Source organism: Serratia sp. CY44782, from assembly GCF_052168715.1.
GTDB classification, from domain to species: Bacteria; Pseudomonadota; Gammaproteobacteria; order Enterobacterales; family Enterobacteriaceae; genus Serratia; species Serratia nevei.
The window spans coordinates 14,144-30,633 of sequence record NZ_JBJNME010000017.1; the positions used below are offsets into that span (position 1 = coordinate 14,144).

Here is a 16,490-nt window from a genome sequence, read left to right on the forward strand (position 1 = left end):
CGCGCACTAACGAACGGCGGCGCTGGCGCCGGCAAGCCCTCCAGCTATAGTGACCTTGCCGATCGCCAAACCCGGCGTCGGCCGGGGCTGTCACCCTCTCGATGGCCCCGCCTTATCCCATCCCGGATCGCGTCGGAGGCTCTTTTGCGCGACTCCGGGCCCCCGCCTGCGGCAACGCGCATGTCGCGTATCACGGCCTGTAAAAGCGTACGAGCAGGTTGTCTTGTCGGCCAATGGGCAGTCAGAAAGATGGTCTAGTTGCGTTCGGTATTCACTCAGGAGTGATATTCATAGGGCGCTGTTACAGCAGAAAAGTAGGGAGCGAGGAAGAAAGAAGGCACGGTGACGAAGGGAGGCTCGAGTGGTTATCCCCGTGCTATCAGTGGCCCTGGTGTTGGCCGCAGACCTTTTTGCCGCCTGCTCCCTGCTTACGGACAAGAGCAGGCGGTTTATTTTGTGAGACTGGCACCCCCCCAGGACGCGAATCACACAGTATGTGCGCTAATTAACCATATAAACGGTGAAATGTGAATGTCTTTTGAGTGTTTTTTTATTTAATATCGAGTGTATTTTGAGTTTGCCAAGGAAAATCAAACTGATATCACCGCAATGCTCGAGGCTTCATCTATAATCCAGCACGGGTCCTCACGCAGGTTTTTCAGCGCCCGCGGTCAACATCAAAAAAGCCAAGGTTGTCATGAAGAAAACGCCAAATTACATCGATGCAATCAGCGCGCTGCTCACTCTGAAAGGGGTGGGCGACAGAAAACATGCCTCCACGATGGCCACCATACTGGATCTTCAATACAACAGCGCCAAACAGAAACTGGATGGCAAAAGAGGCATCACCCTCGACGAGGTCAAAAAGGTTTTTCAGTATTTCAACGAGCCGTTTGCCGGCCAAAGGACGCATAACGGCGTCTTTATCATGAACAGCATTCACAAACGCTGCAACATTGAGGTCGATGAGCGCCCCGTTACGCAAGCGGATAACGACGAAACCCTCGCCTACAAAAAAGACGATCTTTTCATCATCAATACCAATGGGGAACATGCCACCGATGCCCCGCTGTATAAAGTCAACAAGATAGACTTTCTGCCGGCACCGCGTATCGCGATCCTGGACAATGACGGCGATATCCTCGAGTTGTTGAAGAAGATCGCCAACCGATACGGCATTGAGGCCGAAACCTTTCAAACGGCGGACGCCATGTTGGCCGCGCTGGAACAGCAGTCCTTTGAGGCGTTTATTCTGGACTGGCTGTTGGACTTCGGCGAGACCTCCGAACGCGTCGTGAAGAAAATTAAAGACACCCTCGATCCGCACGCTCGCATCATCATTCTGACTGGCCAATTGAATCATTATGAGAAAAACATCGGCGATATGATCCTGCACTATGACGTGCACCTGGTAGAAAAACCGACCAAGCCGCTGATTATCTCCTCGCTGCTGCTGTCGAACCTATTCTTCAATTAATTTGACCGGGATGCGGATCAAAAACGATGAGCCCACCCCTTCGGCAGATTTGACTTTGATGGCGCCTTTCATCGTCGTGACATAATTTTTGATAATGGTCAGCCCTAGCCCCAATCCCTGCCGGGTTTCCCTTTCGACCCCCTGATTGAACGCCTTATATAGCCTATCCAGGTTATCGACGTTAAACCCGACACCGGTGTCTTTTACCCGCAAATACAGATTGCCGTGGCACAGCTTCACATTGAGGGCAACCACTCCCCGGTGGGTAAATTTATCCGCGTTGCTGAGTAGGTTGGCCAATATTCGGTAGAGCTTGTATTTATCAGAACAAATCAGCCCGGCATAAGACGAACGGTGAATCACGAGGCGATTGCCGCGCCCCGCGCCAATACCGGTTATCGCATCGTCCACCAGCTCATTCAACCGGAAGGTGGAAATATTGACTTTTACCTCCCCCATCTCAAGCCGTGAATAATCCATCACCTCGCGCGTTTGTTCGGCGATTTTATTGCCGTGATAGGAGATCAGGCGGGCTTCTTTTTTCAACTCTTCCTGCGCCAGCTCGTGCTCCATGATATCCGCGGCGATGACGATGGCCTGAGTCGAGCCAGCGATCTCGTGGTAGATGGAAGAGATAAAGATGTTCTTATTCTTGATGATCTCTTTTAACGAGAAGGCATTTCTCAGTACCAGGAACATCATCAGGAACACCAAAATCAGCGAAAAGATGGCGAACATCTCGGCTTTACTTGAGTTGTCCTGGATGATGCCTTTCACTTCGGTAAAGTTTTTAATCTGTATTCGATAAATAATTTCCTGGATATCGACCAACGTGCCCTCGATATCATCCATATAAGCGAGAATGTCCGCCTTGCTTTTCTGCCCCACCAGCAAGCCGGCGGAGAGATCGTCCAACGTGTGGTACTGCTGCTTCAGTAGCGCAACATTCTTGATAAACTCGTCGTCATAATAAAAAGAGTCGCTGAAGGTCGAACGGCTCTCCAGGATCTGAATCTTCGAGTAGAAGATTTTCTTTTTGATCTGGAAAGCATCGTAATCGTTGTTTTCACTGAGGAGCAGCGCGGTTTTGGTCCTTTCAAACGCCAGAAAAAGGATTTCGGCCACCGAGTAGTTGTCCAGATTGGGCTCGATTTGCTTGTAGCGCTCTTTTACGCCGCCGAAGTTAATGGCAATCAACAAAATCAATAAAGAGAAGATGGCAACCAACGCGATAAGAGTACCGATCAGTTTTTTGCTCATCTTATTTCAGCTCCAGCCGTTTAACTTGCCAGACAGTTTTCGCATTCACATCCAGGTTATTCAGCTCGGCGTAGCCATCGCGCGGATAAATAATGGCGAACGGCCCCAGCTCCCCAACGTCGATCGGCTTGCCGCCGCGCTGATAGGCGACGATCACGCGGTACTTAATCATCTCATCAATCGGCATCGAGTAAGAGTAATCGTCCCAGGCGAAAGCGCGCACCGACTGGCCTTTCAGGTGATAGGCTTTCACCAGCTCCGCAAACTCAACGCCGGTGAACGTATCTTCCGAGGTGAAATTGGTCGAGGTTTTAATCGTGTGCGCCGGCATCGCCTCCAGCATTTGCCGGGTTATCCTGATCTTCTCGCCGTCGAGCGGCTTCAGGTAAAAATAATCAACGGCCGCCTGCAGCGGTGCGCTGAACAGCGAAAGCAGCAGTAACGTCATCAATCCTTTGATTGTCATTATTCACCCTCTTTACGTTTTACCAGTTCGGCCTGGCCGAACTCATCCTGCCCGACCACGGCCCAACCGTGATGTTGATAAAAGCCTTCGGCTTTGGAGCCAGGATCGGTGGTTAGGTGGATCGCTTCGGCGCCGTGCTCAAACATCCAGGCGGTAACCCGCGCCAACAGGGCGGAACCGATACCCAGCGACTGGTATTCCGGCTTCACGAACAGACCGCCGAACAGCGGTTCAGGGATGAACAATCCGAAGCCAACGCCGGCATAGTCGTCGCCATGCTTGCAGATCCAGCCGCCGCCCTGGTTGATGTCTTCCAGCGCCTGTTTGCGCTGCAGGTACTGGATCTGATGCGGGTGCAGCAGGTTTTCTTCAACGGAAAAGCGGATCTCATACAGGTAAGGCAGGTGTTGCGCCGTCAATTTTTCGAAGGTAATGAGGCTGTCCATGTTCGCACTGTCCTTGGTTGTCTGGTAAAAAGCGCCGGTCAATTTCTGCTGTAACCATAGTAGCAAAGTTTGCTCGGCCCCGGCATGAGGCGAAAAAAAACCGCCCCCGAAGGAGCGGTTTATCTGGCGATGGGCCCGGTATGCCGGGCCCGCGGCGCGGATGACGATTACTCGTCGTCGCTGCCGCCCAGGCCTGCGTTGAGCAGCTCGGCCAGGTTAGCCGTCGCTTCTTCCGCGCTGACTTGCGGAACAACCGGCGCTTCACCCTGAGCACGACGACGCATGCGATCCTGATGATAAGCGTAACCGGTACCGGCTGGGATCAGACGGCCCACGATGACGTTCTCTTTCAGGCCACGCAGTTCATCACGCTTGCCGGCTACGGCAGCTTCGGTCAGAACGCGCGTCGTTTCCTGGAACGATGCAGCGGAGATGAAGGACTCGGTCGCCAAGGAAGCCTTGGTGATACCCAGCAGATCGCGCGAGAAGGTTGCCGCGATTTTACCTTCAGCTTCCAGCTGACGGTTGGCAATCTTGACGCGAGACACTTCAGCCTGCTCGCCTTCCAGGAACTCGGAGCCACCAGCGCTAACGATGGTGCCTTTACGCAGCATCTGACGAACGATAACTTCGATGTGCTTATCGTTAATCTTAACGCCTTGCAGACGGTAAACTTCCTGCACTTCGTTGGTGATGTAGCGGGTAACCGCATGCACGCCACGCAGACGCAGAATGTCGTGCGGAGACTCTGGGCCGTCGGAAACGACGTCACCACGTTCCACCACTTCGCCTTCGAACACGTTGAGCTGACGCCATTTCGGAATCATCTCTTCGTAAGCGTCGCTGCCGTCCAGCGGAGAGATCACCAGGCGACGTTTGCCTTTGGTCTCTTTACCGAACGAGATAATCCCGCTGATTTCAGCCAGGATTGCCGGCTCTTTCGGACGACGTGCTTCGAACAGGTCGGCAACGCGCGGCAGACCACCGGTAATATCCTTGGTACCGCCGGATTCCTGAGGAATACGCGCCAGGGTATCACCCGCACCGATCTGAATGCCGTCTTCCAGCTGAACGATCGCTTTGCCCGGCAGGAAGTATTGAGCAGGCATATCGGTGCCTGGGATCAATACGTCTTCGCCCTGAGCGTCAACGATTTTCAGTGCCGGACGCAGGTCTTTACCGCTACCGGTACGCTCTGCGCTGTCCAGCACGACCAGAGAAGACAAACCGGTCAGTTCGTCGGTCTGGCGAGTGATGGTCTGGCCGTCAACCATGTCCGCGAAGCGAATGAAGCCGCTGACTTCACTGATGACCGGCATGGTGTGCGGATCCCAGTTAGCAACGGTTTCGCCGCCGTTAACTTCTTCACCGTCGCCTTTGCCCATCACGGCACCGTAAGGCACCTTGTAGCTTTCTTTGGTACGGCCGAATTCGTCGATCAGTTTCAGTTCGGTGTTACGCGAGGTGATCACCAGCTTGCCTGCGGCGTTCATAACGAACTTCGCGTTGCTCAGCTTGAGACTACCCTTGTTTTTCACCTGGATGCTGGATTCAGCAGCCGCACGAGATGCCGCACCACCGATGTGGAACGTACGCATCGTCAGCTGTGTACCCGGCTCACCGATGGACTGTGCCGCGATAACGCCGATGGCTTCACCTTTGTTGATGATGTGGCCACGTGCCAGGTCGCGACCGTAGCAGTTTGCACACACACCAAAGTCGGTTTCACAGCTCACCACGGAACGGACTTTAACGCTGTCGACAGAGTTCTCTTCCAACAGGTCACACGCCTTCTCGTTCAGCAGGGTGTTGCGTGGCACCAGAATGTCCGCCGTACCCGGCTTGAGGACGTCTTCTGCCGTCACACGGCCCAGAACGCGTTCACGCAGTGGCTCTTTCACGTCGCCACCTTCGATAACCGGAGTCATCAGGATGCCGTCGTGGGTGCCACAGTCGTCTTCGGTCACCACCAAATCCTGCGCCACGTCAACCAGACGACGGGTCAGATAACCGGAGTTCGCGGTTTTCAGTGCGGTATCCGCCAGACCTTTACGAGCACCGTGGGTGGAGATGAAGTACTGGAGTACGTTCAGACCTTCACGGAAGTTCGCGGTGATTGGCGTTTCGATGATGGAGCCGTCCGGCTTCGCCATCAGACCACGCATACCGGCCAGCTGACGAATCTGAGCGGCGGAACCACGCGCACCGGAGTCGGCCATCATAAAGATGCTGTTGAAGGAAACTTGCTGTTCCACTTCGCCGTCACGGTTAACCACGTCTTCTACCGACAGGTTTTCCATCATCGCTTTCGCAACGCGTTCGTTCGCTGCAGCCCAGATATCGATCACTTTGTTGTAGCGTTCGCCGGCGGTAACCAGACCAGACTGGAACTGCTCCTGGATCTCGGCAACTTCGGTTTCCGCTTCTTCGATGATCTCCGCTTTCTTGGCCGGGATAACCATGTCGTCGATACCTACGGAAGCGCCGGAACGGGCTGCGTAAGCAAAACCGGTGTACATGATCTGGTCAGCAAAGATAACGGTCGGCTTCAGGCCCAGGATGCGGTAACAGGTGTTCAGCATCTTGGAGATCGCTTTCTTGCCCAAAGGCTGGTTAACGATCGAGTACGGCAGACCTTTCGGTACGATCATCCACAGGATGGCGCGGCCGATGGTGGTGTCGATGATGCTGGTCTGAGAAGTCCATTCGCCTTCGGCGTTTTTGACGTCTTCGGTGATACGCACTTTAACGCGCGCATGCAGAGACGCCAGGCCGGCGCGGTAAACACGCTCAGCTTCTTTGGAACCGTTCAGCACCATGCCTTCGCCCTTGGCGTTAACACAGTCGCGGGTCATGTAGTACAGACCCAGTACAACGTCCTGAGAAGGAACGATGATTGGCTCGCCGTTCGCTGGGGACAGGATGTTGTTGGTGGACATCATCAGCGCACGCGCTTCCAGCTGGGCTTCCAGCGTCAGCGGTACGTGAACAGCCATCTGGTCACCATCGAAGTCGGCGTTATAGGCCGCACAAACCAGCGGGTGCAGCTGGATCGCTTTACCTTCGATCAGTACCGGTTCAAACGCCTGGATACCCAAACGGTGCAGAGTTGGTGCACGGTTCAGCAGTACCGGGTGTTCGCGGATCACTTCGTCCAGGATATCCCAAACGACGGCTTCTTCACGCTCAACCATTTTCTTGGCGGCTTTGATGGTGGTGGCCAGGCCACGCAGCTCCAACTTGCCGTAGATGAACGGTTTGAACAGCTCCAGCGCCATCTTCTTAGGCAGACCGCACTGATGCAGACGCAGGTATGGACCTACGGTGATTACGGAACGGCCTGAGTAGTCAACACGCTTACCGAGCAGGTTCTGACGGAAACGACCCTGCTTACCTTTGATCATGTCGGCCAAAGATTTCAGAGGACGTTTATTGGAACCGGTGATGGCACGACCGCGACGGCCGTTATCCAGCAGGGCATCTACCGCTTCTTGCAGCATACGCTTTTCGTTGCGCACGATGATGTCAGGCGCAGCCAGATCCAGCAGGCGTTTCAGACGGTTGTTACGGTTGATCACGCGGCGATACAGATCGTTCAGATCCGACGTCGCGAAACGACCGCCATCCAGCGGAACCAGTGGACGCAGATCCGGCGGCAGTACCGGCAGCACGGTCAGGATCATCCACTCCGGTTTGTTACCGGACTGTACGAACGCTTCCAGCAGCTTGATACGCTTGGTCAGCTTCTTGCGCTTGGTTTCGGAGTTGGTTTCGTTCAGCTCTTCACGCAGCTGCTCGCACTCGGCTTCCAGATCCATGTTTTTCAACAGGGCCTGAATAGCTTCCGCACCCATCTTGGCGTCGAATTCGTCACCGAACTCTTCCAGCGCGTCCAGATACTGCTCTTCGGTCAGGATCTGACGGCGCTCGAGGTTGGTCATACCGCCTTCGACCACCACATAGGATTCGAAGTACAGTACGCGTTCGATGTCACGCAGCGGCATATCCAGCAGCAAACCGATGCGGGATGGCAGCGATTTCAGGAACCAGATGTGCGCGGTCGGCGAAGCCAGCTCGATGTGGCCCATGCGCTCACGACGCACTTTGGTCTGGGTCACTTCAACGCCGCACTTCTCACAGATCACGCCGCGGTGTTTCAAGCGCTTGTACTTACCGCACAGGCACTCGTAATCTTTTACCGGCCCGAAGATACGGGCGCAGAAAAGGCCGTCACGTTCAGGTTTGAACGTACGGTAGTTAATGGTTTCCGGCTTCTTAACTTCACCGAACGACCACGAACGGATCATGTCTGGCGAGGCCAGAGCAATCTTGATCGCATCAAACTCTTCGGTCTTAGTTTGCGCTTTCAGAAACTTCAATAAGTCTTTCACGGATTGGCTCCTGTCGGAGTTAAACCTGTTGGGTACCCACAACCGCAGTAGGTACCCGTGTGACCTGAACAACCACCCTCAGGCTCCCTTAGGCGGGGAGCCTGAGCCGGAATGACGATTACTCGTCTTCCAGTTCGATGTTGATGCCGAGCGAGCGGATTTCTTTCAACAGTACGTTGAAGGATTCCGGCATGCCTGGCTCCATCCGGTGGTCGCCATCCACGATGTTTTTGTACATCTTGGTACGGCCGTTAACGTCATCCGACTTAACGGTGAGCATTTCCTGCAGGGTATAAGCCGCGCCGTATGCTTCCAGTGCCCACACTTCCATCTCACCGAAGCGTTGACCACCGAACTGCGCTTTACCACCCAGAGGTTGCTGAGTAACCAAGCTGTAAGAACCGGTTGAACGGGCGTGCATTTTATCGTCAACCAAGTGGTTCAGTTTCAGCATGTACATATAGCCGACAGTAACCTGGCGCTCGAATTGCTCACCGGTACGGCCATCGAACAGCGTGATCTGACCGGAGGTCGGGATACCGCCCATTTCCAGCAGCTTCTTGATTTCAGTCTCTTTCGCACCGTCAAACACCGGCGTTGCGATCGGCATACCTTTTTTCAGGTTCTCTGCCAGACGCAGCACTTCGTCGTCGCTGAAGGTGTTCAGGTCAACTTTCTGGCAAACGTCGTCGCCCAGATCGTAGGCCTTCTGGATGAACTCACGCAGCTTGGCCACTTCCTGCTGCTGCTTCAGCATCTGGTTGATCTTCTCACCGATGCCTTTCGCAGCCATACCCAGGTGGGTTTCCAGGATCTGACCGATGTTCATACGTGATGGTACGCCCAGCGGGTTCAGTACGATGTCTACCGGCGTGCCGTTTTCATCGTAAGGCATATCTTCGATCGGGTTGATCTTGGAGATAACACCCTTGTTACCGTGGCGGCCCGCCATCTTGTCACCCGGTTGGATCTGACGCTTAACAGCCAGATAAACCTTGACGATTTTCAGCACGCCCGGCGCCAGATCGTCGCCCTGAGTGATCTTACGACGCTTGGCTTCCAGCTTCTTCTCGAAGTCGGATTTCAGTTCGTCGTATTGCTCAGCCAGTTGCTCCAGCTGGTTTTGCTTCTCTTCGTCGGTCAGGCCCAGTTCCAGCCAGCGATCGCGCGGCAGCTTGCTCAGCTTGTCGGCTTCGATGCCACCGGCAACCAGCACAGCGTGGATACGTGCAAACAGGCCGGCTTCCAGGATCTGCAGTTCTTCAGTCAGGTCTTTCTTCGCCTGCTTCAGCTGCATCTCTTCGATTTCCAACGCGCGCTTGTCTTTTTCCACGCCATCGCGGGTGAAGACCTGCACGTCGATAACCGTACCGGAAACGCCGTTCGGCACACGCAGAGAAGAGTCTTTAACGTCAGACGCTTTCTCACCGAAGATCGCACGCAGCAGTTTCTCTTCCGGCGTCAGCTGGGTTTCGCCTTTAGGCGTTACCTTACCGACCAGGATGTCACCGCCGGTCACTTCAGCACCGATATACACGATACCGGATTCATCCAGCTTGGAGAGCGCAGCTTCACCCACGTTAGGGATGTCGGCAGTGATCTCTTCAGGCCCCAGCTTGGTGTCGCGAGACACGCACGCCAGTTCCTGGATGTGGATGGTGGTGAAGCGATCTTCCTGCACCACGCGCTCGGAGACCAAGATGGAGTCTTCGAAGTTGTAGCCGTTCCAAGGCATGAACGCTACGCGCATGTTCTGGCCCAGTGCCAGTTCGCCCAGGTCTGTCGATGGGCCATCCGCCAGCACGTCGCCGCGCTCGATTGGCTCACCCAGATTCACACACGGCATCTGGTTGATGCAGGTGTTCTGGTTAGAACGGGTGTACTTGGTCAGGTTGTAAATATCGATACCTGCTTCGCCCGGGTACATCTCGTCTTCGTTAACTTTGATAACGATACGGGAAGCATCCACGTACTGGATCACACCGCCGCGTTTGGCAACGGCGGTTACGCCGGAGTCAACCGCTACAGCACGTTCCATACCGGTACCGACCAGCGGCTTGTCAGCGCGCAGGGTTGGTACGGCCTGACGTTGCATGTTCGCACCCATCAATGCACGGTTGGCGTCATCGTGTTCCAGGAATGGAATCAGTGAAGCACCAACGGAAACAACCTGTTGGGTGGATACGTCCATGTAGTCAACCTGGTCGCGGCTGAACAGGCTTGATTCGCCTTTGCTACGACAGGTGACCAGGTCTTCTACGAAGCGGCCTTCTTCATCCAGGTTGGAGTTCGCCTGGGCGATAACGAAGTTGCCTTCTTCAATAGCAGACAGGTAGTTGATTTCATCGGTCACCACGCCGTCACGCACGCGGCGGTACGGGGTTTCCAGGAAGCCATACTCGTTAGTCTGTGCGTACACGGACAGGGAGTTGATCAGACCGATGTTTGGACCTTCCGGCGTTTCGATTGGGCACACGCGGCCGTAGTGGGTCGGGTGTACGTCTCGAACTTCAAAGCCGGCGCGCTCACGGGTCAGACCGCCCGGGCCCAGTGCGGAGATACGACGCTTGTGCGTGATCTCGGACAGCGGGTTGTTCTGGTCCATGAACTGGGACAGCTGGCTGGAGCCAAAGAACTCTTTCACCGCCGCCGAAATTGGCTTGGCGTTGATCATGTCCTGAGGCATCAGGGTATCCAGATCGCCCAGAGACAGACGCTCTTTCACCGCACGCTCAACACGCACCAGACCTACGCGGAACTGGTTCTCGGCCATTTCGCCGACGGAGCGGATACGACGGTTGCCCAAGTGGTCGATATCGTCCACTTCGCCCTTGCCGTTACGGATATCGATGAGCTTCTTCATCACTTCGATGATGTCGTCTTTGCTCAGGATGCCCGAACCTTCGATCTCGTCGCGCAGCAGAGAACGGTTGAACTTCATGCGACCCACCGCGGACAGATCATAGCGGTCTTCGGAGAAGAACAGGTTCTCGAACAGGCTTTCGGCAGCTTCGCGCGTTGGCGGCTCACCAGGGCGCATCATGCGGTAGATTTCTACCAGCGAGCTCAGACGATCGTTGGTCGGATCGACACGCAGCGTTTCAGAGATGTACGCGCCGTGATCCAGATCGTTGGTGAACAGCGTTTCGATGCGCTTGTGGCCGGACTGGCTCAGCTTGGCCAGCAGATCCAGCGACAGCTCCATGTTGGCTGCGCAGATCAGTTCGCCGGTATTGGTATCGATATAGTCTTTCGCGACCACTTTGCCCGCGATGTACTCTACCGGTACTTCAATGCTCTGAATGTCGTCTTTTTCCAGCTGACGGATATGACGAGCGGTGATGCGACGGCCTTTCTCTACGTAGATCTTGCCGTTGGCTTCGATGTCGAACGAAGCGGTCTCACCACGCAGGCGCTCTGGCACCAGCTCCATCTGCAGCTTGTTGTCGCGGATTTCGAAGACGATCTTGTCAAAGAACAGGTCGAGGATCTGTTCAGTGGTGTAGTTCAGCGCGCGCAGAATGATGGTCGCAGGCAGTTTGCGGCGACGGTCGATACGCACGAACAGGTTGTCTTTCGGATCGAACTCGAAGTCCAACCATGAACCGCGGTAAGGGATGATACGTGCGTTGTACAGCACTTTACCCGAGGAGTGGGTTTTACCCTTATCGCTGTCGAAGAATACGCCAGGACTACGGTGCAACTGAGATACGATAACCCTCTCAGTACCGTTGATCACAAAGGTGCCGTTTTCGGTCATGAGCGGAATTTCGCCCATGTAGACTTCTTGTTCCTTGATGTCTTTGACCGTACCTTCAGGCGCTTCGCGCTCATAGATAACCAGGCGCAGTTTTACGCGCAGCGGTGCAGAGAACGTCACACCACGGATCTGGCACTCTTTGACGTCGAAGACCGGCTCACCAAGACGGTAGCTAACGTATTGCAGCTCCGAATTGCCACTGTAGCTCTGGATAGGGAAAACAGAACGGAATGCGGCTTCAAGGCCGTACTGCCCTTCTGGATCTTGCTCGATAAACTTCTGGAACGAGTCAAGCTGGATAGAAAGGAGATATGGTATGTCCAGCACTTGTGGACGTTTACCAAAATCCTTACGAATACGTTTTTTCTCGGTATAGGAGTAAACCATAGGGTTCCTCAGCTCGCTGATCAGTGACCCAATCTGTCCGTCCGATTAGGGACAGTTCATGCAACACCGTTTTGTCGACCGGAAAGCGGGAACACTTTCCGCAATGTCTCTTGCTATCACGCTTAAACCATTTCATCGCGTCTTCCCCCAGAACTCCTGGTAGTGCAAAGACCGCGGTATATTAAGTCGTCAATAGAAACAAACATTGGGAGGCGAAACCAGCAGCCAAACAGTGTGAAACGCTACTGGCGCCCTACAGCGCAAAAAGGCTGGTGACTAAAAAGTCACCAGCCATCAGCCTAAAAGACTAGGCTGCAACCGGAAAGGTTGGCTTATTTAACTTCAACTTCTGCGCCAGCTTCTTCCAGAGATTTTTTCAGAGCTTCTGCGTCATCTTTGCTCACGCCTTCTTTCAGAGCGGCTGGAGCAGATTCAACCAGGTCTTTAGCTTCTTTCAGACCCAGGCCGGTAGCGCCACGTACTGCTTTGATAACAGCAACTTTGTTAGCGCCTGCAGCTTTCAGGATAACGTCGAATTCAGTTTTCTCTTCAGCAGCTTCAGCTGGGCCAGCAGCAACAGCTACAGCAGCAGCAGCAGAAACGCCGAATTTTTCTTCCATAGCGGAAACCAGTTCAACAACGTCCATTACGGACATAGCGGCAACTGCTTCCAGGATTTGGTCTTTAGTGATAGACATAACAATTGTTCCTAAAATTCAGAAATAGTTTAAATACGTTAGCAAAGGCTAAGAAAGAGTGGCTTACGCCGCTTCTTTCTGATCGCGTACTGCAGCCAGAGTGCGAACCAGTTTGCCGGCAGCGGCTTCTTTCATGGTTGCCATCAGGCGTGCGATCGCTTCTTCGTAAGTTGGCAGCGTCGCCAGGCGGTCGATTTGCGCCGCTGGGATCAGCTCACCTTCAAAGGCCGCAGCTTTAACCTCGAATTTTGCATTCGCTTTCGCGAACTCTTTGAACAGACGAGCAGCAGCGCCCGGGTGTTCGTGAGAGAATGCAATCAAGGTTGGACCGACAAACGTGTCTTTCAGGCATTCGAATGGAGTGCCTTCAACTACGCGACGCATCAGGGTGTTGCGAACAACACGCATGTAAACGCCAGCTTCACGACCTGCTTTACGCAGTTCAGTCATTTTATCTACGGTAACGCCGCGGGAATCCGCAACAACCGCAGACAGCGCGCCTTTGGCTACTTCGCTGACTTCAGCAACAATCGCTTGTTTGTCTTGAAGATTTAATGCCATTAGCTTTTTGCTCCTGGATTAGCCGGGGAAAATCCCCCGGAACTCACTTCACTCGGCGCTTTGTAAAACGCCACGCCGAGCGGCTTAACACGGTGAGCAGAATCCAGCAAAGACATTCTTTTATAAAAAAGAAAAATTTTCTTAGGCTCTGTCACCGTCTACGCAGGAAGGATTAAGTATCTTGCGATACACCTGCGGTCTTGGACGGAGGCCTGGATAGGCCAGGCTCCAACCGAAAAATCTTTGTTTTGCCTACGGCATAGCCAATAGCAAAACCTTGGGGCATAAGATTCTAGACAAATCTTGGCCCCAAGTCAAAGCGATAATCGCAAATGCGATTAGTTCGCTGCAGCAGACAGACCGCTCTGATCGATAGCAACGCCAGCACCCATGGTGGTGGAGAGGCTAACTTTCTTGATGTACATGCCTTTCGCCTGAGAAGGTTTTGCTTTTTTCAGCGCAACCAGCAGGGCTTCCAGGTTTTCTTTCAGTTTGTCTGCGTCGAAATCAACCTTACCGATAGTGGTATGGATGATGCCGTTTTTGTCGTTACGGTAGCGAACCTGACCTGCTTTAGCGTTTTTCACGGCTTCAGCAACGTTCGGAGTAACGGTACCCACTTTCGGGTTTGGCATCAGGCCGCGTGGACCCAGGATCTGGCCCAGTTGACCAACAACGCGCATTGCATCCGGGGAAGCAATAACAACGTCGAAGTTCATTTCGCCTTTCTTGATCTGGTCAGCCAGATCGTCCATACCTACCAGCTCTGCGCCAGCAGCTTTCGCTGCTTCAGCGTTAGCGCCTTGGGCAAATACGGCAACGCGAACGGAACGACCGGTGCCGTGTGGCAGAACGGTAGCGCCACGAACGTTTTGGTCAGATTTACGAGCGTCGATGCCGAGGTTAACGGCAACGTCAACGCTTTCTACGAATTTAGCGGTGGCCAGCTCTTTCAGCAGAGCAACAGCTTCAGTGATGTCATACTGTTTAGTAGCATCAACTTTGTCACGGATCACGCGCATGCGCTTGGTCAGCTTAGCCATCTCTTAATCCTCCACTACCAGGCCCATGGAACGAGCGGTACCTTCGATGGAGCGAGTCATCGCTTCAACGTCAGAACCAGTCATGTCCGCAGCTTTGGTTTCTGCGATTTCACGTACCTGAGCACGGGTCACTTTACCTACTTTGTCTTTGTTCGGCTTACCGGAACCAGACTTGATACCAGCCGCTTTTTTCAGCAGAACTGCTGCTGGCGGGGTTTTGGTAACGAAAGTGAAGGAGCGATCAGAATAAACGGTGATAACAACCGGAATCGGCAGACCTTTTTCAACGCTGTCAGTCTTAGCGTTGAATGCCTTACAGAATTCCATGATGTTAACGCCCTGCTGACCCAGAGCTGGACCCACTGGTGGGCTCGGGTTCGCCATACCAGCTGCAACTTGCAGCTTGACGTAGGCTTGTACTTTCTTAGCCATTTAAATTTCCTCGGTTTGGGTAGTATCGCCTCGTAAGAGGCTCCCCGTGTTTCACCCCGCCCGACATACATCAGGCAAGGCATCTAAAAACAAAAGGCGCGAAATTGTAGTTCAATTTCGCGCCTTTGACAAGCGGCAACGCGCCGCTCATTGCTGATTATTCGATCAGCCTTTCTCAACCTGGCTGAAGTCCAGTTCCACCGGCGTTGCACGACCAAAGATGGAAACGGAAACTTTCAGGCGGCTCTTCTCGTAATCGACTTCTTCGACCACGCCGTTGAAATCGGCAAACGGGCCGTCGTTGACGCGCACCAGCTCGCCCGGTTCGAACAGCGTTTTCGGACGCGGCTTGTCACCAACCTGCTGCAGGCGGTTCATGATCGCATCCACTTCTTTATCGCTGATTGGCGCAGGACGGTCAGACGTACCGCCGATGAACCCCATGACACGCGGTACGCTGCGCACCAGGTGCCAGCTGGCATCATTCATTACCATCTGTACCAGCACGTAGCCAGGGAAGAACTTACGCTCGCTCTTGCGACGCTGGCCACCACGGATTTCAACCACTTCTTCCGTAGGCACCATCACTTCGCCGAACAACTCTTCCATATCGTGCAGTTTGATGTGTTCACGCAGCGATTGTGCTACGCGACCTTCAAAACCGGAAAACGCCTGAACGACGTACCAACGTTTTTTTGGAGCTTCAGACATTTTAGAACCTCAGGCCAGTAATAAACGACACCAGACGGACCAGAATACCATCCAGCCCCCACAGAATCAGTGACATCACGGCGGTTACCGCGGCAACGATCAACGTGGTGTGTAGCGTTTCCTGACGAGTTGGCCAAATCACTTTACGTACTTCGGTACGCGCTTCGCGGGCAAACGCAACGGTGGCTTTGCCTTTGGTGGTCATCAGAGCCACTGCACCTGCAACGGCGATGATCAGCACAACTGCCAGCGCGCGCAATGGCAGGCTTAAATCACGGTAGTAATAGTTACCGACAATAGCCACAACCAACAGAACGGCGACGATCAGCCACTTTGCCGCTTCCAGGCCGCGTCCGCTCCCTTGAGCCTCGGTATTCGCACTCATAAACCAACCTGTCACAATGATGATTCAGAACAAACAACTTTGCCTCGCATTGCGAGGCAAACCAAACCGATCGGATATCGCCTCAGCGCTATCCCGGTGTTTTACGCTATGACGTATTTCAGTCAATACGGTTTAAGAGCCCATCTCACCAATGATTATGACTGCAAAATCGCTGATGAGATAGGTTCTAGTTCACAGCGTAGAAAAAGGGCATCAAATGATGCCCTTTTACCGCGTGTCGCGTCAAACTTTATCAGCGATTAAGCGATAACTTTAGCAACAACACCTGCGCCAACGGTACGGCCGCCTTCACGGATTGCGAAACGCAGACCGTCGTCCATCGCGATTGGGTGGATCAGGGTTACAACCATGTTCACGTTGTCGCCTGGCATTACCATCTCTACGCCTTCTGGCAGTTCGATGGTACCGGTCACGTCAGTGGTACGGAAGTAGAACTGTGGACGGTAGCCTTT

At 53.9% G+C, this 16,490-nt stretch carries 12 protein-coding genes and 1 pseudogene; 1 reads left to right on the forward strand and 12 read right to left on the reverse strand.

Going from position 1 to position 16,490, the window contains the following annotated elements:
• The first annotated feature begins 781 nt into the window (after nucleotides 1–781).
• Nucleotides 782–1,477, forward strand: coding sequence for a response regulator (locus ACJ8HT_RS23560; protein ID WP_244664527.1), 696 nt, complete (start codon nucleotides 782–784; stop codon nucleotides 1,475–1,477).
• Here ACJ8HT_RS23560 and ACJ8HT_RS23565 read toward each other — a convergent pair.
• The 12 genes and pseudogenes from ACJ8HT_RS23565 to tuf all read right to left on the reverse strand — a co-directional run.
• Nucleotides 1,463–2,737: a sensor histidine kinase gene (locus tag ACJ8HT_RS23565; protein ID WP_197653592.1), complete on the reverse strand. Its 1,275-nt coding sequence runs from the start codon at nucleotides 2,735–2,737 to the stop codon at nucleotides 1,463–1,465. The two genes, ACJ8HT_RS23560 and ACJ8HT_RS23565, sit on opposite strands and share 15 nt — an antisense overlap.
• A gap of 1 nt (nucleotide 2,738) precedes the next feature.
• A complete protein-coding gene (locus ACJ8HT_RS23570; RefSeq protein ID WP_194572482.1) occupies nucleotides 2,739–3,203 on the reverse strand; it encodes an oxidoreductase in 465 nt (154 codons plus the stop codon).
• Nucleotides 3,203–3,649, reverse strand: a complete 447-nt coding sequence (locus ACJ8HT_RS23575; RefSeq protein ID WP_197653593.1) for a GNAT family N-acetyltransferase — start codon at nucleotides 3,647–3,649, stop codon at nucleotides 3,203–3,205. Before ACJ8HT_RS23575 ends, ACJ8HT_RS23570 begins: the two co-directional genes overlap by 1 nt.
• Nucleotides 3,650–3,816: 167 nt before the next feature.
• Nucleotides 3,817–8,040, reverse strand: coding sequence for a DNA-directed RNA polymerase subunit beta' (gene rpoC, locus ACJ8HT_RS23580; protein ID WP_047729347.1), 4,224 nt, complete (start codon nucleotides 8,038–8,040; stop codon nucleotides 3,817–3,819).
• A gap of 118 nt (nucleotides 8,041–8,158) precedes the next feature.
• Entirely contained in the window at nucleotides 8,159–12,187 is a 4,029-nt protein-coding gene (rpoB, locus tag ACJ8HT_RS23585; protein ID WP_004929900.1) for a DNA-directed RNA polymerase subunit beta, read from the reverse strand.
• Between the two features lie 332 nt (nucleotides 12,188–12,519).
• Nucleotides 12,520–12,885: a 50S ribosomal protein L7/L12 gene (rplL, locus tag ACJ8HT_RS23590; RefSeq protein WP_004929903.1), complete on the reverse strand. Its 366-nt coding sequence runs from the start codon at nucleotides 12,883–12,885 to the stop codon at nucleotides 12,520–12,522.
• Between the two features lie 63 nt (nucleotides 12,886–12,948).
• Complete coding sequence (rplJ, locus tag ACJ8HT_RS23595; protein ID WP_004929905.1) at nucleotides 12,949–13,446, reverse strand: 50S ribosomal protein L10; 498 nt, start codon at nucleotides 13,444–13,446, stop codon at nucleotides 12,949–12,951.
• Nucleotides 13,447–13,784: 338 nt separating this feature from the next.
• Nucleotides 13,785–14,489, reverse strand: a complete 705-nt coding sequence (rplA, locus tag ACJ8HT_RS23600) for a 50S ribosomal protein L1 (RefSeq protein WP_019456443.1) — start codon at nucleotides 14,487–14,489, stop codon at nucleotides 13,785–13,787.
• 3 nt (nucleotides 14,490–14,492) lie between these two features.
• The gene (rplK, locus tag ACJ8HT_RS23605; RefSeq protein ID WP_015376316.1) at nucleotides 14,493–14,921 is read right to left on the reverse strand and encodes a 50S ribosomal protein L11; all 429 of its coding nucleotides are present in this window, start codon (nucleotides 14,919–14,921) and stop codon (nucleotides 14,493–14,495) included.
• A 165-nt stretch (nucleotides 14,922–15,086) separates the two neighbouring features.
• Entirely contained in the window at nucleotides 15,087–15,632 is a 546-nt protein-coding gene (gene nusG, locus ACJ8HT_RS23610) for a transcription termination/antitermination protein NusG (protein WP_004929914.1), read from the reverse strand.
• 1 nt (nucleotide 15,633) lies between these two features.
• Nucleotides 15,634–16,017 (reverse strand): preprotein translocase subunit SecE, encoded by a 384-nt coding sequence (gene secE, locus ACJ8HT_RS23615; RefSeq protein WP_004929916.1) that lies wholly within the window; start codon nucleotides 16,015–16,017, stop codon nucleotides 15,634–15,636.
• A 260-nt stretch (nucleotides 16,018–16,277) separates the two neighbouring features.
• Nucleotides 16,278–16,490 (reverse strand): annotated as a pseudogene (tuf, locus tag ACJ8HT_RS23620) (elongation factor Tu); the annotation flags it as partial.

Excerpts from the sequence above, each read along its gene's own strand:
- ACJ8HT_RS23560 (WP_244664527.1), top strand. The coding sequence starts at position 782 with ATGGCCACCATACTGGATCTTCAATACAACAGCGCCAAACAGAAACTG.
- ACJ8HT_RS23565 (WP_197653592.1), bottom strand. The coding sequence starts at position 2,737 with ATGAGCAAAAAACTGATCGGTACTCTTATCGCGTTGGTTGCCATCTTC.
- ACJ8HT_RS23570 (WP_194572482.1), bottom strand. The coding sequence starts at position 3,203 with ATGACAATCAAAGGATTGATGACGTTACTGCTGCTTTCGCTGTTCAGC.
- ACJ8HT_RS23575 (WP_197653593.1), bottom strand. The coding sequence starts at position 3,649 with ATGGACAGCCTCATTACCTTCGAAAAATTGACGGCGCAACACCTGCCT.
- rpoB (WP_004929900.1), bottom strand. The coding sequence starts at position 12,187 with ATGGTTTACTCCTATACCGAGAAAAAACGTATTCGTAAGGATTTTGGT.
- rplL (WP_004929903.1), bottom strand. The coding sequence starts at position 12,885 with ATGTCTATCACTAAAGACCAAATCCTGGAAGCAGTTGCCGCTATGTCC.
- rplJ (WP_004929905.1), bottom strand. The coding sequence starts at position 13,446 with ATGGCATTAAATCTTCAAGACAAACAAGCGATTGTTGCTGAAGTCAGC.
- rplA (WP_019456443.1), bottom strand. The coding sequence starts at position 14,489 with ATGGCTAAGCTGACCAAGCGCATGCGCGTGATCCGTGACAAAGTTGAT.
- rplK (WP_015376316.1), bottom strand. The coding sequence starts at position 14,921 with ATGGCTAAGAAAGTACAAGCCTACGTCAAGCTGCAAGTTGCAGCTGGT.
- nusG (WP_004929914.1), bottom strand. The coding sequence starts at position 15,632 with ATGTCTGAAGCTCCAAAAAAACGTTGGTACGTCGTTCAGGCGTTTTCC.
- secE (WP_004929916.1), bottom strand. The coding sequence starts at position 16,017 with ATGAGTGCGAATACCGAGGCTCAAGGGAGCGGACGCGGCCTGGAAGCG.